The organism is Streptomyces sp. NPDC002018 (genome assembly GCF_042890865.1).
Lineage (GTDB): Bacteria > Actinomycetota > Actinomycetes > Streptomycetales > Streptomycetaceae > Streptomyces.
Genome location: NZ_JBIASO010000026.1, coordinates 41,750 through 65,228, shown reverse-complemented (window position 1 = coordinate 65,228; position 23,479 = coordinate 41,750). Strand labels below are relative to the sequence as shown.

Sequence of the window (23,479 nt, the reverse complement as noted above, 5' to 3'; positions counted from 1 at the left end):
CCTTGGGGGGTCGTAAGCGCGCGGTTGACGTGATAGCCCTCATTCGGCCGACGCGAGCGCGGCGCATGGCGGTGTATGGGGCAGAGGATGACCTTCCGGACCTGCCCTTCGGGGTCCGGAGCCGCAGTGCGATGATGGCCCGGCCATGTCTGCCCGTCTCGCACGTGCCGGAGCCGCTCCGCGGCTGCTGAGGGCCGCGGTGTTCACCGCGGTCTGCGTCGTGCTGTCGGCGACCGGGCATGTGCTGGCCGCCTGCGCCCCCGTCCCGTGGTGGACCCTTCTTCTCGGTTTCCTGGCCGTCTTCGCCGTCGCCGCTCCACTGGCAGGACGCGCGCGCTCGACACCGTCCATCGTGCTGGCCCTGACGGCCGGACAACTCGGGCTGCACAGCCTGTTCGGCATCGGTCAGCGGCATCTCACGGTGCCGGCGGTGCCCGATGACGCGCTGATCAGACTGGCCGCGAAACTGGTCTGCGGAGCGGGTCCGGCCTCACTGAGCGCTGTCGACGCACAGCGGATCGTGGCCAACGCGGGGCTCAATCCGGCCGGTTCGGGCATGAACATGGGCGTTGGGGCGGGCTCGGGGCATGGCTCCGGGGCGGGCTCGGGCGCCGGGGCGATGGCGGGGGTCCATCAGCATCTGCTGGCCGCGGTCGGCGCCACGGGCGCGCACGCGGACCCGGCTTCGGCCTCCGTACCGGCACCGGCCTCCGTCGACGGGCTGCTTCCGTCGCTGCCGATGGTGCTCGGGCATCTGCTGGCCGCCCTCGCGACCGGCTGGCTGCTGCGCCGCGGCGATCTGGCACTGCTGCGGCTCACACGGCTCTCGGCGCACGGCATCAGCGAGGTCACGGAGAGCGCGTCGCTGCGCGCCCTGCGTGTGGCTCTCGCGCTCGTACGGGCCCTGTGCGCAGGGCTGTCCGGGGCGCGCGCTCCGGAGGCGCGCACGCCGCGTATCTCGTACCCCGCTCTTCCGGTGCCCGCCGGGGAGACACTCCAGCACACGGTGATCAGGCGCGGCCCTCCCGCCGCCTTCGCTCTCGCAGCCTGACGCGACGCACCTCTCACCTCCGCACGTCCTCCCTGGCTCCTCACGTCCTCCCGACGAGAGATCCCCACGGCGCGAGGTCCTCACCGTCCTCATGCTGTTACGCGTCCGTACGGACACCTTCGTACGCGCGTATCCGCACGGACGGCCGCGGGACCGTACATGCCGGATGTATCGGACGTACCGGACCGAGTGATGTCGCTCCGCCGTGGCCACCGCGCGCCACGGCTCCTCCGCCCGATCACCTCTTCTCCCCACACCGTGGAGTGTTCCGTGTTCCCGATGTTCTCCGCTTCCCCGTTCCCCACCTCCTCTTCCCCCTCGGCCTACCCCTCCGGATCCGGATCCGGATCCGCGGTCAGGAACCTCACTCGTCTCTCCGTGGCCGGCGGTGTCGCCGCGGCCGCCCTTCTGCTGCTGGCGGGCCCCGCTTCCGCGCATGTCAGCGTCCAGCCGCAGGGTGAGGCCGCCAAGGGCGGTTACGCCACGATCAACTTCAAGGTCCCCAACGAGCGTGACAACGCCTCCACCACCAAGGTCGAGGTGAACTTCCCCACCGATCACCCGCTGGCGTCCGTGATGCCGCAGCCCGTGCCCGGCTGGAAGGTCGATGTCACCAAGAGCAAGCTCGCCAAGCCGCTGGAGCTGCACGGCAACACGATCACCGAGGCGGTCTCCAAGGTCACCTGGACCGCGGACGGCGGCAAGATCGGCCCCGGACAGTTCCAGCAGTTCCCCCTCTCCGTCGGACAGCTTCCCGAGGACGCGGACGAGCTGGTGTTCAAGACCATCCAGACGTACGACAACAAGGAGATCGTCCGCTGGATCGAGGAGCCCAAGGAGGGCGCGGAGGAGCCCGAGAGCCCCGCGCCCGTCCTGAAGCTCACCGCGGCCACGGGCGACGAGCACGGGGGAACAGCCGACAAGGCCACCGCCGAGGCGGCCTCGGGCCACGACGACACGAAGGCCGCGAGCGCGGCCGGGGACGCCAGGACCGAGACCGCCTCCGCCGACAGCAGTGACACCACCGCGCGTGTCCTCGGCATCGTCGGCATCGTCGTCGGTGTCGCCGGGGTGGCCTTCGGCATCCTGGCCGGCCGGCGTCGTACCGCCGCCTGACGCACCGTCCGACGCGCCGCCCCGACACGCGTCTGAGGCGCCGTCCGGGCCGTACCGCTGTACGGGGACGCCTCCATACAGCGGACACGCGGCGTAGGACATGACGATGTGCCGCACGACGTGCCGCACGACGCGCCCCGTGGCGCGTCACCCGATTCACCAGGCTCCCCGCACCGAGGCGCCCGGAGGGACGCGGGGCCGGGAACTCCCCGGCCCTGCGTGCCCGGCGCCCGTACTCCACGACCAGGAAATCTCTCCATGCGCAAGAAGACCCTGACCTCCGCCGCCGCTCTCGCGGTGGCCGCGGCCCTCGCCCTGACCGCCTGCGGCAGCGGCGACGACCCCGCGAAGCCGATCGCCGATGTCTCCGTCCAGGAGAAGACCCGAGCGGCGACCGTGCTCGACCAGCCCTTCGAGAAGCCGAACCTCGTCCTCAAGGACACCAAGGGGCAGGACTACGACTTCCGCGAACGGACCAAGGGCAAGCCGACGCTGATCTACTTCGGCTACACCAACTGTCCGGACGTCTGCCCGCTGACGATGAGCAACATCGCCATCGCCAGGAAGTCGCTCCCCAAGGCCGACCAGGACAAGCTCCAGGTCGTCTTCGTCACCACCGACCCCGAGCGTGACACCTCCGCCGAGCTCGCCGCATGGCTGCCGAGCGCGGGCGACGCGTCGTTCGTCGGGCTCACCGGGGACTTCCCCACGATCCAGGCGGGCGCCCGTCAACTGGGCATCGGAATCGACCCGGCACAGAAGGAGAAGGACGGCAGCGTGGTCTCCATGCACGGCGCGCAGGTCATCGCCTTCTCGCCGAAGACCGACGCCGGCTATGTCCTCTACGGCGAGGACACCTCCGCAGACGACTACGCCAAGGATCTGCCGAAGCTGATCAAGGGCGAGACCCCGTGAACGGCTCGGCACCCGTGAACGATCCGGTGAACGGCTCAGCCCCTGTGCCCGGTCCGGTGAACGGCCCAGACCCCGTGAACGGTCCGGTGAACCGCCGCACTCCGCTCGCACCCGCGACCGGTCTCATGGCCGCGCTGGCACTGACGCTGGCACTGGCACTGGCGCTGACCGGCTGTTCCTCCGGTGACGGCGACCGTTCGTCCGGGCAGCCCGAACTGTCCGTCACAGGTGGCTATATGCCGCGGCCTGTCAGCGATCTCGGGGCGGGCTTCCTCACCATCACCAACAGCGGCGACACCGCCGACAAGCTCACCTCCGTCACCGGCGACATCTCCGACGACATCACCATCCACAAGACCGAGAACCAGAAAATGATGGAGGTGACGTCCTTCGACATCCCGGCCGACGGCCGACTGGATCTCGAACGGGGCGGCAGCCACCTCATGTTCATGGATCTCAAGCACCGTCCCCAGCAGGGGGAGAACGTCAGCATCGAACTGCACTTCGAGAAGGCCGACCCCATCGAGGTCGAGCTTCCCGTGAAGGAGACCACCTACAACCCCGCCCAGCAGTGAGGGACTGAGACGCCATGACAGCCACCGCCCCACGCCCCGGGCCCGCGGCCCCACGCCTCGGACGAGCACCCCTGGGACGAGCACCCCTGGTACGACTGCTGCTCGTCACCACGGTGCTGCTCGGCACCGTCTTCACCGTGCTCTCCGGCACGGCGTCGGCGCATGCCGCGCTGACCGGCAGCAACCCCGAGGACGGGGCGGTGGTCGCCTCTGCTCCCCAGGACATCACCCTCACCTTCTCCGAACAGATCGCCATGGGCGACAACTCGATCCGTGTACTCGATCCCACCAGCAAGCGCGTCGATGTGGCCAAGATCCGCGATCTCAGCGACGCGGGCACCGTACGGTACGCCGTCGACCTGCGCCCAGGACTGACCGACGGCACCTACACCGTCGCCTGGCAGGCCGTCTCGGCCGACAGCCATCCCGTCTCCGGCGCCTTCACCTTCTCCATCGGCGCGCCCTCCCGGACCACCGCCACCGTGCCCACAGAGGAGGCGGGCGGCGGACTGGTCGGCGCCCTGTACGACGCGGCGCGCTATGTGTCGTACGCCGGGTTCATCCTGCTCGTCGGCGGCGCCGCCTTCGTACTCGGCTGCTGGCAGCGCGGCGCGTCCGTGAGGCCGCTGCAACGGCTCGTCGTGCAGGGCTGGCTGACCCTGACCGCCGCCACGCTCGTGCTGCTGCTCCTGCGCAATCCGTACACCGGCTCCGGCGAGCTGGGCGACGCCTTCGATCTCGACGGACTTCAGGACGTCCTCGCCACCAAGACCGGTGCGGCGCTCGTCTCCCGGCTGCTGCTCCTCGGCGCGGCGGCCCTCTTCGTCGCCGTCCTCTTCGGCGCGTACGCCAGGAGGGAGTCGCCCCGCAACGAGGAGGAGAGCAAGGAGAGGAAGGACCTCACCTTCGGGCTCACCGCGGGCGGCACCGTCGTCGCGGCCGGGATCGCCGCGACCTGGGCGCTGTCCGAACACGCCTCGACCGGTATACAGACCGGTCTCGCCATGCCGGTGGACGTGCTCCATCTGCTGGCGGTGGCGGTCTGGCTGGGCGGGCTGACGGCACTGCTCGTCGCCCTCTACCGGGCGCCCTTCATCGACAGCGCCGCCGTACGGCGCTTCTCCCGCACCGCCTTTCTCAGCGTGGTGGTGATCGCCGCGACCGGGATCTACCAGTCCTGGCGTCAGGTCGGATCGTGGTCGGCGCTCTGGGAAACGGCATACGGACAGCTCCTGTTGGTCAAGGTCGGGCTCGTGGCGGTGCTGGTCGGCATCGCCTGGTTCTCACGGCGGTGGACGGGACGACTGGCGGAAGAGACGACGGTGGTCGGGGAGACGGACGCGGTCGGGGCCGTGACGGAGGCCGGGGCGGAAACGGAGGTCGAGACGGGCGCGGAGGTCGAGACGGACGCGGAGACAAGAGCGGCGGCAGGGGTCGCGGCGGACGCCGAGCACAAGACAGAGGGCGAGGCCGGCGCGGCGGCGGAATCCGGAGCCGGGGGGAGGACCGGATCCGAATCCGTCACCGCGACGACCCTGGTGGGTGACAGTCAGAGAGCTACCCAGCTCGCCCGGCAAAGAGCCGCGCTGGCGACCGCACGCCAGAAGCGCGTCCGGGACGCCGACCCCGTACGGACCGGACTGCGCCGCTCGGTACTCGCCGAGGCCGGAATCGCCGTGGTACTCCTCGCCGTCACGACCGTGCTGACGTCCACCGAGCCGGGCCGTACCGCCGAGCTGGAGGCGAACCGGACCGGGGGGACCGCGGCGGACGCCCCCGCGAACGCGGGTCCCGTCAGCGTCCGCATGCCCTTCGACACCGGCGGCCAGAACGGCCGGGGCACCATCAGGCTGACCCTCGGCCCCGGTCGCTCCGGTGCCAATGTCATGCACATCTATGTCGACCGCCCCGACGGCAAGCCGCTGGACGTGCCTGAGGTGAAGGCCGACTTCACCCTCACGGCGGAGCGGATCGGCCCCCTGCCGATCGTGCCCGACCGTGTCGCTCCCGGACACTGGAGCGAGGGCGCCGTACAGATCCCGATGCCGGGCGACTGGCGGCTCCGGGTGACCGTACGGACCTCCGACATCGACCAGACAACCGTCGACAAGAACGTGAAGATCGGCTGACCCATCGTGAGCGAGACCCGACAGGACCGAAACAAGCGAAAAGCCGCCCTGGACTCCCCGGCCGCCCCGGACGCCTCCGGCTCCTCGAACGCCTCCGACTCCCCGGGTGCCCCGGACGCCGGCAACGCCACGACGTCGCGGGACACCGCGTCGGCCCCGGGCACGGCCACCAGCCGGGACACCGCCAAGAGCAGGGACGGCGACCGGCCCGCACGGGACGGCGACCGGCCCGGAACGGAGGGCGCTCCACCCGCCGGTATCTCCCGGCGGCGGCTGATCGGCACCGCGAGCGCCGCCGGAGCCGGCGGACTGGCGCTCGGAGCGGTGGGCGGGGCCGGTGCGTACGCGACGAGCCGCGCCGAGCCGGCGGCCGCGCTCACCACGCTCGGCACCGGGTCCGTCCCCTTCCATGGCGCGCACCAGCCGGGTATCACCACCCCGATGCACGCCCGGGGCCATCTGATCGCCTTCGACCTGGCCCCGGGAGCCGGCCGGAAGGAGGCCGCCGCGCTGCTGCGCCGCTGGTCGGAGTCGGCGCGCGCGCTGATGGCCGGTGAACCGGCCGGTGGCCGGGACGCCGACGGCGACACCGGTGTCGCCCTGGACGCCGGGCCCTCCTCACTCACCGTGACCTTCGGTTTCGGCCGCGGTTTCTTCGACCGTACGGGGCTGGCCGCCCAGCGCCCCACGGCCCTGGACCCGCTGCCCGCCTTCTCCTCCGACCATCTCGATCCCCGGCGCAGCAACGGCGATCTCTGGATCCAGATCGGCTCCGACGACGCCCTGGTCGCCTTCCACGCCCTGCGTACGCTCCAGAAGGACGCGGGCGCGGCGGCGCGGGTGCGCTGGCAGATGAACGGCTTCAACCGTTCGCCCGGTGCCACTCCGCACCCGATGACCAGCCGCAATCTGATGGGCCAGCTCGACGGCACGGGCAACCCGAAGCCGTCCGAGCCGGACTTCGACCGGCGGATCTTCGTCCCGGCGGCCCCGGCGGCCGGCACCCCGGCCTGGATGGCGGGTGGCTCGTACGCCGTCGTACGCCGGATCCGTATGCTCCTCGACGACTGGGAGAAGCTCCCGCTCGGCAAGCAGGAGCAGGTCATCGGCCGTCGTAAGTCCGACGGCGCCCCGCTCACGGGCGGTACGGAGACGACGGAGCCCGACCTCGACCGGCTGGGTGCCGACGGCAGGCCCGTCATACCGGCCAACGCGCACGCCCGGATCTCGGCCCCCGAGGCGAACGGCGGGGCCGCGATGCTGCGGCGGCCCTTCTCCTTCCACGACGGGATCGGGGCGGACGGGACGCCTGACGCGGGGCTGCTCTTCGTCTGCTGGCAGGCCGATCCGCTCAAGGGGTTCGTACCGGTGCAGCGCAAGCTCGACCGGGGGGACGCGCTGTCGGCGTTCATCCGCCACGAGGCGAGTGGGCTGTTCGCGGTGCCCGGGGGCGCGGGGCGAGGAGAGTACGTGGGTCAGCGGCTCCTGGAATCCTGAGCATTCTGAGCGTCGCGCCCTCACTGGGGCGAGGCTTTGGCCACGGCTCCTGCCCCGGCCGCTGACCCGGACCCCCGCCCCGGGCCTCCGGTACGCGCTCAGGAGTCATGAACCGCGACGGGCCATTAGGGTGACCGTATGTCGGCCACGCGCTACACGTATCTGGGCCCCGAGGGCACCTTCACGGAGGCGGCCCTCCGTACCCTCCCGGAAGCCGCCACGCGGGAACTCGTCCCCATGGTGTCCGTACCGACGGCGCTCGACGCCGTACGGAACGGCGACGCCGCCGCGGCACTCGTACCGATCGAGAACTCGGTGGAGGGCGGCGTCACCGCCACGCTCGACGAGCTGGCCTCCGGCGCGCCCCTGATGATCTACCGCGAGGTGCTGCTGCCGATCACGTTCGCCCTGCTCGTACGGCCCGGCACCGCGCTCTCCGACGTGAAGACGGTGACCGGTCATCCGGTCGCCCAGCCTCAGGTGCGCAACTGGCTGCGCACCCATCTCCCGGACGCGCTGTGGGAGTCGGCGGCCTCGAACGCGGACGGGGCGCGGCTGGTGCAGGAGGGCCGGTTCGACGCGGCCTTCGCGGGCGAGTTCGCGGCGGCCACCTACGGTCTCGAACCGCTGGTCACCGAGATCCACGACGCGGAGAACGCGGAGACGCGCTTCGTCCTGGTCGGCCGGCCCGCGCGTCCCTCCGCGCCGACGGGTGCGGACAAGACCTCGGTGGTCATCTGGCTGGGCGACGACCACCCGGGCGCGCTGCTCGAACTGCTCCAGGAGTTCGCCGTACGCGGGGTCAACCTGATGCTGATCCAGTCGCGGCCGACCGGCGCGGGGATCGGCAACTACTGCTTCGCGGTGGACGCCGAGGGCCATATCTCGGACCGGCGGGTGGGCGAGGCCCTGATGGGGCTGAAGCGGATCTGTCCCAAGGTGCGCTTCCTCGGTTCGTACCCGCGTGCGGGAGTGTCTCCGGGCGATGTGTCGACACTGCGGCCTGGAACCTCGGACACGGAGTTCATCGAGGCGGCGGAGTGGCTGGCGCGCAGCCAGGACGGCCGCGCCTGACGGCCGACCGCCGGCCCCGGGCGGTCGATCGCCGCCCCGTAGGACCCGTGCCATCTCCGTGTGGTCGCACCGCCCGTGTGCCTGTGGACATGGCGCAGAGTTATCCACAGGCTCGCTTCTCGACCTGGGGACAAGTCGACAACCGTGACCGCTCGGGTCGACAAATCGCTCCGATCGCCGACGCCCATCCACAGGCTCCCCACCGGTCCACGTCACCCCAACCCCTGCGATCAACTCGTTGGAGCGAGCAATTCCCACCCGAATGAGTGTGTGAAGCGGGTTTACGAGGGAATTCCCCGGCCCATCCTCGGCCTGCGGAAGGCTCATTTCCGCAATCCACAGATCACTCACACAGCCTGTGGATAACTTGCGTGACCCTGTGTATCACTGTGGACAACGCTCGGCAGTCCCGCCCCCAAGTCCCCTCGCGCACAAGGGGGGTGGGTCAAGCGGACGACCACCGAACGCTTCGTTCCGGCGAATCGCGGTTCCTTTATTGACCAACACGACGAACAGCGCCGAACGCAACGAACACGATGAACACGACGAACACCAGGACGCAGGTATGGAATTTGCTGACATGTTTCTCAATTGCCACAATTAGGGCAAAGAGGCACGCCTGTCGATATCGGGTGGGGCGGTGTCGGCGCGCACCGGTAGCCTGGTGGGGTGATTGACCTTCGTCTGCTCCGTGAGGACCCCGACCGTGTTCGCGCCTCCCAGCGCGCCCGTGGAGAGGACGTCAACCTTGTCGACGCCCTGCTCTCCGCCGACGAGCGGCGCAGGTCGTCCGGCGTCCGCTTCGACGAGCTGCGCTCCGAGCAGAAGTCGCTCGGCAAGCTGATCCCCAAGGCGTCCGCCGAGGAGAAGGCCGAGCTGCTCAAGAAGGCGGAGCAGCTCAAGGCCGACGTCAGGGCGGCCGACGCCGAGCAGCACGAAGCGGACGAGGAGGCCAAGCGCCTGCTCCTCCAGCTCGGCAATGTGGTGCACCCCGACGTCCCGGTGGGTGGCGAGGAGGACTTCGTCGTCCTGGAGACGCACGGCACGATCCGGGACTTCGCGGCGGAGGGCTTCGAGCCCAGGGACCATCTGGAGCTGGGCGAGTCGCTGGGCGCCATCGATGTCGAGCGGGGCGCCAAGGTGTCCGGCTCGCGGTTCTACTATCTGACGGGCATCGGCGCGCTGCTGGAACTGGCCCTGGTCAACGCGTCGATCGCGCAGGCCACGGAGGCCGGATTCATCCCCATGCTGACACCGGCGCTGGTCCGCCCGCGCGCCATGGAGGGCACGGGCTTCCTGGGCCAGGCCGCGGAGAACGTGTACCACCTGGAGAAGGACGACTACTACCTGGTCGGTACGTCGGAGGTCCCGCTCGCCGCGTACCACATGGACGAGATCGTCGAGGCCGACAAGCTGCCCCTGCGGTACGCGGGCTTCTCCCCGTGCTTCCGGCGCGAGGCCGGCACGTACGGCAAGGACACCCGGGGCATTTTCCGGGTCCACCAGTTCGACAAGGTCGAGATGTTCTCGTACATCGACCCGGCGGACGCGGAGTCCGAGCACCGGCGCCTGCTGGAGTGGGAGAAGCAGTGGCTGACCGCCCTGGGGCTCCCCTTCCAGGTGATCGATGTGGCGTCCGGCGATCTGGGGGCCTCCGCCTCGCGCAAGTTCGACTGCGAGGCGTGGATCCCGACGCAGGGCAAGTACCGCGAGCTGACCTCGGCGTCGAACTGCGACGGTTTCCAGGCCCGCAGGCTCTCCATCCGCATGCGGGACGGCAAGCAGATCAAGCCGCTGGCCACGCTGAACGGCACGCTCTGCGCCGTACCGCGCACGATCGTGGCGATCCTGGAGAACCACCAGCAGGCCGACGGTTCGGTGTGGGTGCCCGAGGTGCTGCGTCCGTATCTGGGCGGCCGTGAGGTGCTGGAGCCGATCGCCAAGTGAGCACCGGCCCCGACGCGGCGTCGTCCTCGGCGCCGCCCTCGTCCGTACCGCCGTCACCCTCGACGCCGGCTTCGTCCCCGCCTCTGTCCGCGGATCCGGCTCTGTCCGCGGATCCGCAGACGGATCCGCCGGCGGTGTCGTTCCCGTACAAGCTTGTCGCGACCGACCTCGACGGCACACTGCTGCGCGACGACGCCACGGTCTCCGTACGCACTCGCGAGGCGCTCGCCGCGGTCGCGGCGGCGGGGGCGGCACACATCGTGGTCACCGGACGCGGGGTGCCGTGGACGCGGCACATCCTGGACGACCTGGGATACGAGGGCCTCGCGGTGTGCGGCCAGGGCGCCCAGCTCTACCACGCGGGTGAGCACAGGCTGCTGACCTCGGTCACGCTGGACCGGCAGTTGGCCGGGCTGGCCCTGTCCAAGATCGAGGCGGAGACCGGCCCGCTGGCGCTGGCCGCGAGCCGGGACGGTCTGGACGGCGAGGTCCTGATCGGCCCCGGCTACCGGGTGCTCGACGGCGAGCTTCCCTCGGTCTTCATCGACGACCCGGCGGAGCTGTGGGCCGCGCCGCTCAACAAGGTGTACGTCCAGCACCCGGAGCTGGACGACGACGCGTTGACGCGGATCGCGCGGGCGACCGTCGGCGGTCTGGTGGATGTGGTGATGGCGGGCGCCGGCGTGGTGGAGATCCTGCCGCTCGGCCTGAACAAGGCCACCGGGCTCTCGCTGGCGGCGCGACGTCTCGGAGTCACGGCGGCGGACACGATCGCGTTCGGGGACATGCCCAACGACATCCCGATGTTCGCGTGGGCGCGGCACGGTGTGGCGATGGCGAACGCGCACGAGGAACTGAAGGCCGTGGCCGACGAGATCACGGCGTCGAACGACGACGACGGCATCGCGGTGGTGCTGGAGAAGCTGCTGCTCGGCTAGGGCCCTGCCTGCCCTGTCTGGTCTGGTCTGGTTGGGACTGGTCGGACAGGATCTGGGCCGGGTCCGGGGCTCCCGGGGAATGGACACATCCTCCCAGGGAGCGAACACATCACTCGGTCAATCCTCCGGGAGGGGCGGCCCGCGCGGATGCGCGCTCGAAGCGGCCGCCCCTGGGCAGCGCACCGGCGGCACACGGAGCAGTGATGGCTACTTCGGTGCCCGCGCGGTGCTGCCCTGCTGGGAACTCGACGGACTCGGAATACCGGTCGTCGCCGTGTTCCGCTCCCGGTCTTGAGGTGTGATCCGACAGGACCACTCTGCCCCGAGTCGCGACGCACCGCCACCGAATATCGGTGGCCCGGCCCACGCCCGCCAACAGAAGTGCCTTTGGCGGACGCGGACCAGGGGAAGGGATCAGCGACGCTTACGGCCCCGGCGCAGATCCCTGAGCTGATGGACGACTTCGTCCACCCTGGCGTCCACACGGTTGATGTCCGCGGACATCTCGCTCAGCCGGTTGCTGATGGCCCCCACCACCCGGTTGGTGGCTTCGAGCCGCCGGTCCAGACTGTCGAGCCGGTACGACATCCGGTTCAGGACCGGCCCCAGCTCCTGGAGCGCGACTCCGACCCCGCCGAGGCACGCCTCGACATCGGTCACGCGCCGGTCGAGGTCCACGTACCCCCTGCGCAGATCGTCCTCGGCGTCGAGGAGATACGTACGGACGCACCGCGCGATGTCGCTGTCGCGCAGCAGCATCGCGATGTTGAGCACGGCGCGGCGGGTGTAGAGGGTGAGCTGGGTAGCAGCCTGTGGATAACTTTCCCCCGCTTCGGCGCCCCATAGTGACACCATGTCACTATGAAAACGCCGCAGGTCAGAGCCTCGCAGCACGCGCATCCCGTTCTCGGCCAGCTCCGCCCGATGCCGAGCGGTCATCTGCCTGACGACGCCTGTGGATACTTCGAAGTACCGAGCCACGTCCTCGGTGCGAACGTGAACTCCGTCCGGGAGCATGGCGAGAGACTTGATCTTGTCGAGGGCATCGACGCGCCCTACGTGCTCGAAACGCAGCGTGCGCGACTCGAGCAGGGCTCCTTCTTGTGGCATGTTCATGCCTTCCACTCGTGAACCGATGATGGCCGGCCCTCTCCCCGGGCATCAGGGGTGGAGGTCGGCTCACGGTGGCTACTCACTCAATGACCGGTCCGGCTTCTGTCCGGCACCGGCAATCCCCAGATTCACGAACGCTCGACGTCACGCACTCCAGTTGCCTCCACGCGCCGTGAACAACGAGCCGATAAACGTACAGTTACGCGGCAGCCCCCCTGCCCGGCGGGCTGGGGGGCTGCCGCGTGACTCGCCTGTTCCTCAGTCTGACGGCTCCTCGCGTTACCGCTCGCGCCCGCCTACTCCTCGCCCGCGAGCTTCAGCGTCCTGAGCTTCTGGCCCGCGTACCAGGTCGCCACCACCGAGACCCCCGCCAACAGGCCCACCGCCAGCGGCAGACCGACGTCCGAGGTGATCGTGCCCCCGCCGCCGATCTTCTGGGCGAGCGCCAGCGCCCACTGCTGGACGCTGAGCGTCCGCGCGCCCGCCACCAGGCTGCCGAAGAGGGTCTCCCAGACCAGGGCGTAGACAAGTCCGATGACCACCGCGTGGCGGCTGACCGTGCCCAGCAGCAGGAAGAGCGCGCTGTACGCGATGGACGCGACGAGCGCCGCGACCGTGTACGCCACCGCGATCTGCTGGCCGTTGCCGTTGAGGATGTATCCGGCGACGAAGGTGGGCAGGGCGGAGAACGCCATGGTCACGGCGATCGCCACGATCAGTTTGGTGAATATGATCGACGACCGCTTCACCGGCTTGGAGAGCAGATAGACGATCGACCCGTCGTCGATCTCGGGTCCGATCGAGCCGGTCCCCGCGATGACACCGATCAGCGGCACCATCGTGGCGAGCGCGAAACCGCCCAGCACGTCCACCGCGACCTGGTCGTCCGCGCCATTGAGGGCACGGACCGCCGCCGCGATCACGATCAGCAGCGCGGGCAGGACGAAGAGGATCGCGGCCCGGCGCCTGCCGAGCAGGGCCCGGTAGGTGAGCCGGGCGACTGTGGGGTTGTACATGACGTCACAGCTCCTTTCAGGCCGCTCAGGCCGCTACGAGATAGGAGAAGACCGACTCGAGGGACTCGTCCGAGGGCGAGACCGTGAGCAGCCTGATGGAGTGTTCACGTGCGACCCGCGGCAGCAGCTCGGTGAACCGGCCGAAGTCGACCGCCTGGATACGCAGTGCGCCTTCGGCGAGGTCCACCTCGATACCGGCGGTCGACGGGTCGGCGATCAGGGCCGCGGCGAGCGCGCGGTCGTCACTGGACCGTACGAGGTAGCGGTGCGGCCGGTCGGTCATGAGACGGCGGATCTTGCGGAAGTCCCCGGAAGCGGCATGGCGCCCGGCCACGATCACCTCGATGTGCGAGGCGAGCTGCTCGACCTCCTCCAAGATATGGGAGGAGAAGAGGACCGTGCGGCCCGTGGCGCCCATACGCCGCAGGAGATCCATGAGCTGCATCCGCTGACGCGGGTCCATACCGTTGAACGGCTCGTCCAGAAGCAGCACGGACGGGTCGTGGACCAGCGCGGAGGCCATCTTCACCCGCTGCCGCATGCCCTTGCTGTACGTCGCGATCTTGCGGTCCTGCGCGTACTCCATCTCGACCGTGGCGAGCGCCGCGCGGGCCTCCTTGCGGCCCAGTCCGTGCAGTTCGGCGTTGGCCACCACGAAGTCGAGGCCGGTGAGGAAGTCGTACATCCCCTCGCGCTCCGGCACGATGCCGATCTGTCGGTAGACGGACTCGTTGCGCCAGATCGGCTGCCCGTCGAGGGTGACGCTGCCCGTGGAGGGGGCGAGGAAGCCCGCCATCATATTGATCAGGGTGGACTTGCCCGCGCCGTTGGGGCCGAGCAGGCCGGTGACACCGGGGCCGATCGTCATGGTGACGTCGTTGACGGCCACCACGTTGCCGAACCAGCGCGAGGTGTGCTCGATGTCGATGGTGGTCACAGCCCGACCTTCCGGTAACGGCGCATGAGAACGGCGTAGGAGCCGAGCACGAGCGCGAGGACGACCAGCAGATAGACCACGCCCACACCGGCCGAGGGCCCTGCCTCGCCGGGGAAGGCCGAGGTGGCGCCCAGGAAGGCGGTCTGTACGCCGTCGATGAGCGTGACCGGCGAGAAGAGGCCGAGCCACTTGACGGCTCCGATCGCGTCCGAACCCCAGGCGATCGCCTGGAGGGTGGAGACCGCGCCGTACGAGATGGTCAGGGTGGCGATCACGGCGGCGACCCCGAAGCCCCGGCGCGGCGTCAGGGCCGCGAGCACCAGGCCGAGCCCGCCGAAGAGCAGGGAGAGCAGCGCCACCGATACCAGCCCCTGGCCGAACCCCTCGGTCTGGTCCGCGAAGTCCATCTTGGCCAGCAGCGAGCCGGCGTAGAGGATGACGAGGGGGGCGCCGGTCAGGATGAAGAGGGCCGAAGCCATCGCTCCGTACTTCGCGAGGACGTAGTCCACACGCTCGATCGGGCGGGAGAAGTAGAGCGGCACGGTCTTGAAACGCAGGTCCCTGGAGACGGACTGGGGGGCCTGGGAGGCCAGATAGAGACCGATGACGGCCTGGGTGAAGATCGCGTAGCGCGTGTAGTCCAGGGGCAGGGTCTTGAGATTCGTCGCCACGGCGACCGCGACGATGATGGCCGCGGGCAGGCACATCACCGCGAAGAGGATCATCGGCAGGACCTTGGACTTGGCCGAGCGGCCGAGTCCGTACGCGCCGCGCAGCGACTGCGAGTAGAGCGAACGGCGCGCGTAGGCGCGGCCGAGGCGCGGTCCCTCGTAGTTGCGGTATCCGATGTTGTGGATCCGGGTCGTCCCCGCGCCGGCTCCCGTCCCGGAGCCGGTCGGGGCTCCCGCGACGGCTCCGGCCGCCGTGCCGGTCTCGGTCTCAGCGCTCATCGTCGACGCCTCCCTTCACCCTGGTGTCCTCCGTCGTGTGTCCGGACTCATGCCCGGCCCGGTGTCCGGCCTCGTGCCCGGCCCGGTGTCCCGCGTCGGGTCCGGACCGCTGTTCCGCGTGGGGTCCGGGCTGCTGTTCCGCGTCGGGTCCGGACCGCTGTTCCGCGTCGGGTCCGGGCTGCTGGGGCACGGTCCCGCCGTCCGCGGCCCGCTGGGGGCGGAAGACCTCCGCTATGTGATGGCGCCGCTGTTCCATCCGTACGAGCCCCAGGCCGAGTTCTGCGACGGTGTCGCGGACGACGTCGTAGGTCTCCTCGCCCTTGGCCTCGATCAGCAGGATGTGGCCGGCGCCGGGAAGCCCCTCCTCCATGCCCGCGTGGAGTGTCAGCCCGGCGGCGGTGAGCGACTCGCGCAGGGCGCGCGTGCCGTCGGGGTGCGCGTCCGTGTCCGTGACCTCGACCGCGAGGGTCGTGGTGATCTGCGTGAAGTCGCTGGTGGAGCTGGAGCGCAGCAGCGTACCGCCGTCGATGACGACGACATGGTCGCAGGTGCGTTCGAGCTCGCCCAGGAGGTGCGACGTGACCAGGACGGAGATGCCGAAGTCCGTGTAGACACGGCGGATCAGTCCGAGCATCTCGTCGCGGCCGACCGGGTCGAGGCCGTTGGTCGGCTCGTCCAGAAGGACCAGTTGGGGGTCGTGGACCAGTGCCTGAGCGAGCTTGACGCGCTGCTTCATACCGGTCGAGTAGCCGCCGATGGGGCGGTACCGCTCCTCGTAGAGGCCGACATGGCGCAGCGTGTCCGCGGTGCGCTCGCGGGCCGCGGTCGGGGGCAGTCCGGACATGCGCGCCATATGGACGACGAACTCGGTGGCCGAGACGTCCGGCGGCAGGCAGTCGTGCTCGGGCATGTATCCGACGCGCTCGCGGATGGCGCCGCCGCTGGTGGCGACATCGAGCCCGAGCACCGTGGCCCGGCCTTCCGTGGCGGGGGAAAGACCCAGCAGGATCTTGATCATGGTGGACTTGCCGGCCCCGTTGGCGCCCACCAGACCGGTCACACCCGGTCCGATGTCCAAGGAGAGCCGGTCAAGCGCGGTCACCCGGGGGAACCGCTTACTCAGGCCTTCTGTCGCGATCACAGTCACGTTTCGACCGTAGTGGCGAAGGCAACAGGGGGCGTCAGACCTGGCGGCTGTATCCGTGTCCCCCTCCAGATGTACGGAACCCGTAAGGGAGCCGTAAGGGCAGGAGCCAACCGGCCGGTTATCCACAGGTATGCCCGGGACCTTGACGCCGCAGTCGGCGGCATTGTCACATTCAGCGAGGAGACATACTCCAGCGTCACATGACGAACACGTACCGCACACGGGGCGGGTGGGAGGCGATGCGGTGACGGACCGACGGACGGCGGAGCTGCGGGGGTTCAGGGAGGTCCAGCGCCTGGCGTACGCGTGCGCGGAGGCCGTCGCCGCGCGGCTCGTGCCAGGGGTGACGGAGCGCGAGGCGGCGCGGATGCAGCGCGCGTGGCTGCGCGCTCGCGGGGTGCGCGACTGGTTCCACCTGCCGTTCGCGTGGTTCGGGGACCGTACGGCGTTCAGCGGCTTCCGGATACCGCTCCAGTTCTTTCCCACGCATCGCCGGCTGGAGGAGGGGATGCCGTTCATCCTCGACCTCGCACCGATCCACCGGGGATTCACGGCGGATGTCGGCTACTCGGGCTGTCTCGGTGCCCATCCCCTGCACGACCGGCTGCTCGCCGATCTGCGCGTACACCGCGAGCTGATCCTCCGGGAGGTGCGCGAGCGGCGCACGCTGCGGGAGATCTACGAGGACGTGAACCGGCTGATGGTCCGGCAGGGCTATGCCAACCGGCATCGGGCGTACCCCTTCGGTGTCATCGCCCACAAGGTCGACCGGGTGAAGGAGCGTCGCTGGTCCCCGCATGTCCTCGGGTTCGGCACCCAGTCCCTCAAGGGGCTCGTGGGCGACGCGCTCCGGGGGCACCGGGAGGGCTGGTCGCCGCTGTGGAGTCCGTACGGATTCTCCGACCACCCGCCCGCGCCGGGTCTGTGGGCGGTCGAACCCCACCTCGGACTCCGGGGTACGGGCGCGAAGTTCGAGGAGATCCTGGTGGTCACCGACTCCCGGGATCCGGAGCAGAGCGCGTTCTGGCTGGATGACGATCTGCCGCATGTGCGGCGCTGGGCGGAGGCCGTATGAGTACGGGCGCGGGGTCGGAGGCGAGCGGCGAGGAGCCGGGTACGGGGGCGGATTCGGGCGCCGCCGAGAGCGGCAGCGGCAACAGTGACAGCGGCGGCAGCAGCAGCGGCAAGGGCAGCAGCGCGGTACCGGGCCTGGAGGGTGCGCGGGAGCGCCGGGTGCGGTCGGGCGGGGTCGATCTGTCCGTCGCCGAGCTGGGCGATCCGGGGCAGCCGACCGTGCTGCTGGTGCACGGCTACCCGGACAGCAAAGAGGTCTGGTCGGAGGTCGCGGGGCGGCTCGCGAAACGCTTCCATGTGGTGCTCTACGACGTACGGGGACACGGCGGGTCGACAGCGCCGGCACCCCTGCGCGGCGGCTTCACACTGGAGAAGCTGACGGACGACTTCCTGGCGGTCGCGGACGCGGTGAGCCCGGACCGGCCGGTCCATCTCGTCGGCCATGACTGGGGCTCCGTCCAGGCCTGGGAATTCGTGACGGTGGCGCGGACCGAGGGCCGGATCGCCTCCTTCACCTCCATCTCGGGGCCTTCCCTGGACCATATGGGGCACTGGATCAAGCGGCGGGCGGCACGGCCCACTCCGCGCGGGGTGGGTCAGCTCCTCGGCCAGGGCGCCAGGTCCTGGTACGTCTACGTGCTGCACACGCCCGTGCTGCCCGAGCTGGCCTGGCGCGGTCCTCTCGGCAGGCAGTGGCCGAGGATCCTCCGCCGGGCCGAGAAGCTCCCGGGCCTGGGTTATCCGACGCCCTCTCTGCCGCGGGACGCGGCACACGGCGCCTGGCTCTACCGGGACAATGTCCGGGCCCGGCTGAGCAAGCCGCGTACCGACGCGTACGCGCACGCGCCTGTCCAGCTCATCACCCCGACCGGCGACGCCTTTCTCTCGGAACGGCTGTACGACGATCTGGAGCGGTGGGCCCCGGGGTTGGTACGGCGCACGCTGCCCGCCAAGCACTGGGTGCCCCGCACCAGACCGGACCGGGTGGCCTCCTGGATCGCTGAGTTCGTCCGGACGCACGAGAACGGGACGGCCGGGGTGGCCGGGGAGACGGGGGAGCACGGGGCAGACGCGCCCAGGACAAGCGGAAGCATCGGCCCCGGTGAGGACCCGGGTACGGGAGCGGGCGCCGGTACCGACGCCGATACGGGAGCGGATGCCGGTACGGACGCGGGTACGGGAGCGGGCGCCGGTGCGCGTCCTGGTGCCGGTACAGGAGCGGCGCGCAGCGGACCGTACGCCCACCGCTTCGGTGGCCGGCTCGTCCTGGTCACGGGTGCGGCCAGTGGTATCGGCCGGGCCACCGCCTTCGCGTTCGCCGAGGCGGGCGCACGGGTCGTGGCGGTCGACCTCGACGCGGAAGGGGCGGCCAGGACCGCCGAGCTGGCCCGGCTGACCGGAGCCCCTGAGGCCTGGGCGGAGCTGGCGGACGTCGGCGACGGGCAGGCCATGGAGAAGCTGGCGCGGAAGGTCGCCACGGAGTACGGCATCGTCGATGTCCTGGTCAACAACGCCGGAATCGGGCTGTCGGGCCCCTTCCTCGACACCACCGTCGAGGACTGGAAGAAGGTCCTGGACGTGAATCTGTGGGGTGTCATCCACGGCTGCCGCGTCTTCGGCAAGCAGATGGCCGAGCGCGGCCAGGGCGGCCATATCGTCAACACCGCCTCCGCGGCGGCCTATCAGCCCTCGAAGGCGCTGCCCGCGTACAGCACGTCCAAGGCGGCGGTGCTGATGCTCAGCGAATGCCTCCGGGCCGAGCTGGCCGGGCAGGGCATCGGGGTCTCCGCGATCTGCCCCGGTTTCGTCAACACGGGCATCACCTCCACCGCGCGCTTCACCGGTGTCTCCGCGGAAGAGGAGGAGCGGCGCAGAAAGAAGACCGCGCGACTGTACGGGCTGCGGAACTACCCGCCGGAGAAGGTCGCCGACGCCGTACTGCGTGCTGTCGTACGCAACCAGGCGGTCGTGCCGGTCACCCCGGAGGCCCGTGGTGCGCGCCTGCTGTCCCGCCTCGTGCCCGGGGCGCTGCGCGCGATCGCCCGTGTGGAGCCGCCGCTGTGAGCGCCGAGAAGCGGGCGGAGCAGGGGGAACACGCGGTGGACGAGTGGACCGGGAAGGATGGGGAGGCCGGGCGGACGGACGGTCGCCCTGTCATCGTTCCGCGCCGGGTCTCGTTCGACTGGTGCGAGACCCCTCTCCACTGGATACCGGACGAGCCCACGGCCACCCATGTCATCAATGTGCTGCATCTGCTGCTGCCCGCGGGCGAGCGGTGGTTCGTCAAGGTCTTCAAGGAGGCCCTGCCGCTGGTGACCGACCCGGAACTGCTCAAGGACGTCAAGGGGTTCATGGGGCAGGAGGCCACGCACAGCGTGCAGCACTCCTCTGTACTGGACCACCTGGCCGAGCAGCGGCTCAGCACCGAGGCGTACACCCGGCGCGTCGACTTCCTCTTCGACCGGCTCCTCGGCGAAAAGCCGCCGTGGGGCATCCCCTTCCCGGCCGGCAGATGGCTGCTCTACCGGCTGGCGTTCGTCGCCGCGATCGAGCAGTTCACAGCGGTCCTCGGCGACTGGGTGCTGCGTGCGGAGGCGCTCGACCGGGCCGGGTCCGACGAGGTCATGCTCGACCTGCTGCGCTGGCACGGCGCGGAGGAGGTCGAGCACCGCGCCGTGGCCTTCGACCTGTACGAGCACTGCGGCGGCCCGGAGCCCCTTCGCTACGCCCGCCGGGTCGGAACCATGTGTCTCACCGCGCCCGTCCTGCTGTGGCTGTGGGTCTCGGGCGCCTCCTATCTGCTCCGGCACGACCCCCGGCTCACCGGTCGGCGGCGCTACTCGCTGCGCGAGCACCACCAGGCGATCGACAAGGGACTGCTTCCCTCCTGGCGTGAGCTGGGCGCGGCGATACCGCGCTACTTCCGCCGGTCGTACCACCCCTCGCGGGAGGGCTCACCGCACACGGCCGTCGAGTACCTGGCGACCTCACCCGCCGCCCGTGCGGCGGCGGGCGCGATGGGCCGGGCGGCGCGGGAGCAGGGGCGATGAGCGTGTCCGGGACGCCCGCCCGTCCCGGACAGGACCGGGGCTGCCGCGTCGCGGTGGCCAGGGAACGGAAGCTTCGGGCAAGGGTTTTGGACGCTCTCACCTCAACTCACAGACAAAGCAGTCAAATTGATCAAATAGGCTAAACGGCACGCCCATTGTCCACAGGATCGGCAAATCCCCTGTGGATAACCCGAGTTGGCTGTGGATCAAACCTGTGAATCACGACTACATGGAAATGAGTGGCGGCACCCCGGGGCCATCGTCACGCTGGTCACATGGACGGACTACCCGACGAACGACGCACCGTGAAGGTGTCGAAGTATCTCTCCAAGCATCTGCGCCATCAGCCCGAGCGGATCGGTATCGCCCTGGACGCGAATGGCTGGGTGGCGGTCGACGAACTGATCCGCGCCGCCGCCGAGCACGGCTTCCGCATCACCCGCGCCGAACTCGACCATGTCGTGGCCGTCAACGACAAGCGGCGCTTCACGGTCGACGGCGACCGGATCCGCGCCAACCAGGGCCACACCGTCACGGTCGATCTGGAACTGCCCCCCGTGGAGCCGCCCGCGTACCTCTATCACGGGACGGTCGCCCGCCATCTCGACGCGATCCGTTCCGAGGGGCTGCGCCCGATGTTCCGCCACCATGTGCATCTGTCGCCCGACCGCGCCACCGCGACCGGGGTCGGCGCCCGCCGTGGCCGGCCCGTCGTGCTGTCGGTGGACGCGGGAGAGATGCACCGCGACGGACTGGTCTTCCATGTCAGCGCCAACGGCGTCTGGCTCACCGGCTCCGTACCACCGCCGTATCTGCGCTTCCCCGGCTGAATCCGTGCTTCCCCGGCTGACGCCCCGGCCCCGCCGCGCAGGACGGCCCGCCGCGCGCACGGCCCGTCCCCGCCGCACGGCCCGTCCCCGCCGCACGGCCCATCCGCGCCGCGCGCTACGGGCGGAGCTGCGCCGGCGCCTCGGTCGCGATCCGCTCGAAGACCCGCTGATCGGCGGCGAAGTCCGAGTCCGGGATGGGGGCGTGCACCGCGATCTCGGTGATCCCCAGTTCGGCATGCCGGCCCGCGAAGTCCACGAACGCGTCGAGTGATGTCATCGGCCCGTCCCGGTCCGGCGTGAAACCGGTCAGCAGGATCTTCTCCAGCTCGGACACCTCACGCCCGATCTCCGCGCAGGCCTTGCCGAGCCGCTCGATCTGCCCGCGAATCGCTTGCCGCGACTGTTCCGGCGTACCCGTCTCGAACAGCTTCGGATCACCCGTCGTCACCCAGGCCTGGCCGTACCTGGCGGCGAGCCTCAGCCCCCGCGGCCCGGTGGCCGCCACCGCGAAGGGCAGCCGGGGCCGCTGCACACACCCGGGGATGCCCCGCGCCTCGACCGCGGAGTAGAACGTCCCGTCACCGGTCACGGAATCCTCGGTCAGCAGCCGGTCGAGCAGCGGCACGAACTCGGCGAACCGGTCGGCCCGCTCCCTCGGCGTCCACGCCTCCTGCCCCAGCACCGTGGCGTCGAAGCCCGTACCGCCCGCGCCGATCCCCAGAGTGATCCGCCCGTCCGAGACATCGTCCAGCGTGAGCAGGTCCTTGGCGAGCGTCACCGGATGCCTGAAGTTCGGCGAGGTGACCAGAGTCCCCAGCCGCATCCGCTCGGTGACGGCGGCAGCGGCGGTGAGGGTGGGCACCGCCCCGAACCACGGGCCGTCCCGGAACGGCACGCGCCACGACAGGTGGTCGTAGGTGTACGCGGCGTGGAACCCCAGCTCGTCGGCCCGCCGCCACACCTCCCGCCCCTCGGCGGCCCAGCGGTAGATCGGCAGAATCACGGTGCTCAGACGCATGAGGACGACGATACGGCCCCGGTCACCCGCAGCCCACGGCCGGTGCGTGGAGACCGAGCAGGTGACGCATCGACTGCGCGGCGCGGACGGCCGCGTCGGCGCAGCAGTTGTTGAACAGGACATGGACCTCGCGCGCCTGCCCGGCCAGCGTGCGGATGCGCGGCGTCCACTCGGACAGTTCCTCAGGCGTGTAGGAGTGACGGAACCTCTCCTCCTTGGTGCCCGTCCCCCAGGCGCTGCTGCGGCCGTGAAAGCGCACCACCGCGAGCCGGGGGGTGGTGACCCGCGCGACCGGAGGCACGGAGGCGGGAAGTGTCTGCACCATGTCGACGGCCACGGCAGCCGCGTCCAACTCCGTCAACAGCGCCGTTGTCGCAGCGATCTGATCTTCACGCCACCACCCGGGATGGCGGAACTCCACGGCCATCGGCCACCCTGCGGCACGTTCACGGCACTGGCGCAGGAACGCCGCCGCCGGCCTCCCCGGCGCGAGCCGCCGCGGGAACTGGAACACCAGTGTTCCCAGCCGATCGGCCCGGCGCAGTGATTCAAGGGCTCCGCTGAACCGCTCCCACACCTCGTCGAGCAGACCGGGATCGGTGCCGGCCCGGCCAGGCTGCCGGGCCAGGGCCGGGCGCAGTTCGGCCGGCAGCGCGCTCGGCCGCGTCGGATGCCCGGTGAGCAGGGAGAACGCCTTCACGTTGAAGCGGAAGTCTCCGGGGGTGCGTTCCGCCCACAGGAGGCTGTTGCGGGCGCTGGGCAGGCCGTAGTAGGTGGCGTCCACTTCCACCACCGAGAACTGCGAGGCGTAGTGCCGCAGCCTGCCCTCCGCGTCGCGGTGGCCCGCCGGATACCAACCGCTGGACATCAGCGCCTTGTCCGTCCACGAGCACGTGCCGACCCTGATCTCTCCCATGCCGCCCGTCTTCCCGGCACGACGGTGCCGACGCCTGTGCGTCGCGACGGTGCCGACGCCTGCGCGTGCCGGGCGGCCCGCCGTACCACCCCCGCCACGGCAGACGGTCCTGCCCACGAGCAGCGCGGACCCGCCGCGTACGGCCCCCGCGACCGCCCTGCGACCGCCCCGGCGCCGACTCTCAGA

At 70.4% G+C, this 23,479-nt stretch carries 20 protein-coding genes; 13 read left to right on the top strand and 7 right to left on the bottom strand.

Annotation, left to right across the window (positions count from 1 at the left end; genetic code table 11):
• The first annotated feature begins 145 nt into the window (after positions 1–145).
• The 9 genes from ACFYYH_RS30940 to ACFYYH_RS30900 all read left to right on the top strand — a co-directional run bounded on the left by ACFYYH_RS30940 (position 146) and on the right by ACFYYH_RS30900 (position 11,242).
• Positions 146–1,051 (top strand): hypothetical protein, encoded by a 906-nt coding sequence (locus ACFYYH_RS30940; protein WP_388558009.1) that lies wholly within the window; start codon positions 146–148, stop codon positions 1,049–1,051.
• Positions 1,052–1,330: 279 nt separating this feature from the next.
• On the top strand, positions 1,331–2,167 hold the full coding sequence (locus ACFYYH_RS30935; protein ID WP_388558006.1) for a YcnI family protein: 837 nt from the start codon (positions 1,331–1,333) through the stop codon (positions 2,165–2,167).
• A gap of 258 nt (positions 2,168–2,425) precedes the next feature.
• A complete protein-coding gene (locus ACFYYH_RS30930; RefSeq protein WP_388558003.1) occupies positions 2,426–3,082 on the top strand; it encodes an SCO family protein in 657 nt (218 codons plus the stop codon).
• An 86-nt stretch (positions 3,083–3,168) separates the two neighbouring features.
• Positions 3,169–3,657, top strand: a complete 489-nt coding sequence (locus ACFYYH_RS30925) for a copper chaperone PCu(A)C (RefSeq protein ID WP_388558000.1) — start codon at positions 3,169–3,171, stop codon at positions 3,655–3,657.
• Between the two features lie 14 nt (positions 3,658–3,671).
• Positions 3,672–5,786: a copper resistance CopC/CopD family protein gene (locus tag ACFYYH_RS30920; protein WP_388557997.1), complete on the top strand. Its 2,115-nt coding sequence runs from the start codon at positions 3,672–3,674 to the stop codon at positions 5,784–5,786.
• Positions 5,787–6,044: 258 nt separating this feature from the next.
• On the top strand, positions 6,045–7,283 hold the full coding sequence (gene efeB, locus ACFYYH_RS30915; protein ID WP_388558056.1) for an iron uptake transporter deferrochelatase/peroxidase subunit: 1,239 nt from the start codon (positions 6,045–6,047) through the stop codon (positions 7,281–7,283).
• Between the two features lie 138 nt (positions 7,284–7,421).
• The gene (gene pheA / locus ACFYYH_RS30910) at positions 7,422–8,357 is read left to right on the top strand and encodes a prephenate dehydratase (RefSeq protein ID WP_388557994.1); all 936 of its coding nucleotides are present in this window, start codon (positions 7,422–7,424) and stop codon (positions 8,355–8,357) included.
• Between the two features lie 669 nt (positions 8,358–9,026).
• A complete protein-coding gene (gene serS / locus ACFYYH_RS30905; protein WP_388557991.1) occupies positions 9,027–10,304 on the top strand; it encodes a serine--tRNA ligase in 1,278 nt (425 codons plus the stop codon).
• Between the two features lie 134 nt (positions 10,305–10,438).
• Positions 10,439–11,242 (top strand): HAD family hydrolase, encoded by an 804-nt coding sequence (locus tag ACFYYH_RS30900; RefSeq protein WP_388557988.1) that lies wholly within the window; start codon positions 10,439–10,441, stop codon positions 11,240–11,242.
• A 414-nt stretch (positions 11,243–11,656) separates the two neighbouring features.
• Here ACFYYH_RS30900 and ACFYYH_RS30895 read toward each other — a convergent pair whose 3' ends face one another.
• The 5 genes from ACFYYH_RS30895 to ACFYYH_RS30875 all read right to left on the bottom strand — a co-directional run bounded on the left by ACFYYH_RS30895 (position 11,657) and on the right by ACFYYH_RS30875 (position 16,399).
• Positions 11,657–12,352: a hypothetical protein gene (locus tag ACFYYH_RS30895; protein WP_388558053.1), complete on the bottom strand. Its 696-nt coding sequence runs from the start codon at positions 12,350–12,352 to the stop codon at positions 11,657–11,659.
• A gap of 299 nt (positions 12,353–12,651) precedes the next feature.
• Entirely contained in the window at positions 12,652–13,371 is a 720-nt protein-coding gene (locus tag ACFYYH_RS30890; RefSeq protein ID WP_388557985.1) for an ABC transporter permease, read from the bottom strand.
• 25 nt (positions 13,372–13,396) lie between these two features.
• On the bottom strand, positions 13,397–14,308 hold the full coding sequence (locus ACFYYH_RS30885) for an ABC transporter ATP-binding protein (protein ID WP_388557982.1): 912 nt from the start codon (positions 14,306–14,308) through the stop codon (positions 13,397–13,399).
• Entirely contained in the window at positions 14,305–15,258 is a 954-nt protein-coding gene (locus ACFYYH_RS30880) for an ABC transporter permease (protein ID WP_388557979.1), read from the bottom strand. The genes ACFYYH_RS30885 and ACFYYH_RS30880 overlap by 4 nt, the downstream gene beginning before the upstream one ends.
• Positions 15,248–16,399: an ABC transporter ATP-binding protein gene (locus ACFYYH_RS30875; RefSeq protein WP_388558050.1), complete on the bottom strand. Its 1,152-nt coding sequence runs from the start codon at positions 16,397–16,399 to the stop codon at positions 15,248–15,250. The genes ACFYYH_RS30880 and ACFYYH_RS30875 overlap by 11 nt, the downstream gene beginning before the upstream one ends.
• A gap of 250 nt (positions 16,400–16,649) precedes the next feature.
• On the opposite strand from ACFYYH_RS30875, the gene ACFYYH_RS30870 reads away from it, so the two are divergent.
• The 4 genes from ACFYYH_RS30870 to ACFYYH_RS30855 all read left to right on the top strand — a co-directional run bounded on the left by ACFYYH_RS30870 (position 16,650) and on the right by ACFYYH_RS30855 (position 21,359).
• Positions 16,650–17,480: a M24 family metallopeptidase gene (locus ACFYYH_RS30870; RefSeq protein WP_388557977.1), complete on the top strand. Its 831-nt coding sequence runs from the start codon at positions 16,650–16,652 to the stop codon at positions 17,478–17,480.
• Positions 17,477–19,543 carry an SDR family oxidoreductase gene (locus ACFYYH_RS30865; RefSeq protein WP_388557974.1) on the top strand — a complete coding sequence of 689 codons (2,067 nt, stop codon included), beginning with the start codon at positions 17,477–17,479 and terminating at the stop codon, positions 19,541–19,543. The genes ACFYYH_RS30870 and ACFYYH_RS30865 overlap by 4 nt, the downstream gene beginning before the upstream one ends.
• 92 nt (positions 19,544–19,635) lie before the next feature.
• Positions 19,636–20,529, top strand: coding sequence for a metal-dependent hydrolase (locus ACFYYH_RS30860; RefSeq protein ID WP_388558047.1), 894 nt, complete (start codon positions 19,636–19,638; stop codon positions 20,527–20,529).
• A gap of 275 nt (positions 20,530–20,804) precedes the next feature.
• A complete protein-coding gene (locus ACFYYH_RS30855) occupies positions 20,805–21,359 on the top strand; it encodes an RNA 2'-phosphotransferase (protein WP_388557972.1) in 555 nt (184 codons plus the stop codon).
• Between the two features lie 115 nt (positions 21,360–21,474).
• Here the strand turns inward: ACFYYH_RS30855 and ACFYYH_RS30850 are convergent, their stop codons facing one another.
• Both ACFYYH_RS30850 and ACFYYH_RS30845 read right to left on the bottom strand, forming a co-directional pair.
• Positions 21,475–22,377: an LLM class flavin-dependent oxidoreductase gene (locus tag ACFYYH_RS30850; RefSeq protein ID WP_388557969.1), complete on the bottom strand. Its 903-nt coding sequence runs from the start codon at positions 22,375–22,377 to the stop codon at positions 21,475–21,477.
• 22 nt (positions 22,378–22,399) lie between these two features.
• Positions 22,400–23,293, bottom strand: coding sequence for a DUF72 domain-containing protein (locus ACFYYH_RS30845; protein ID WP_388557967.1), 894 nt, complete (start codon positions 23,291–23,293; stop codon positions 22,400–22,402).
• Between the last annotated feature and the right edge of the window lie 186 nt (positions 23,294–23,479).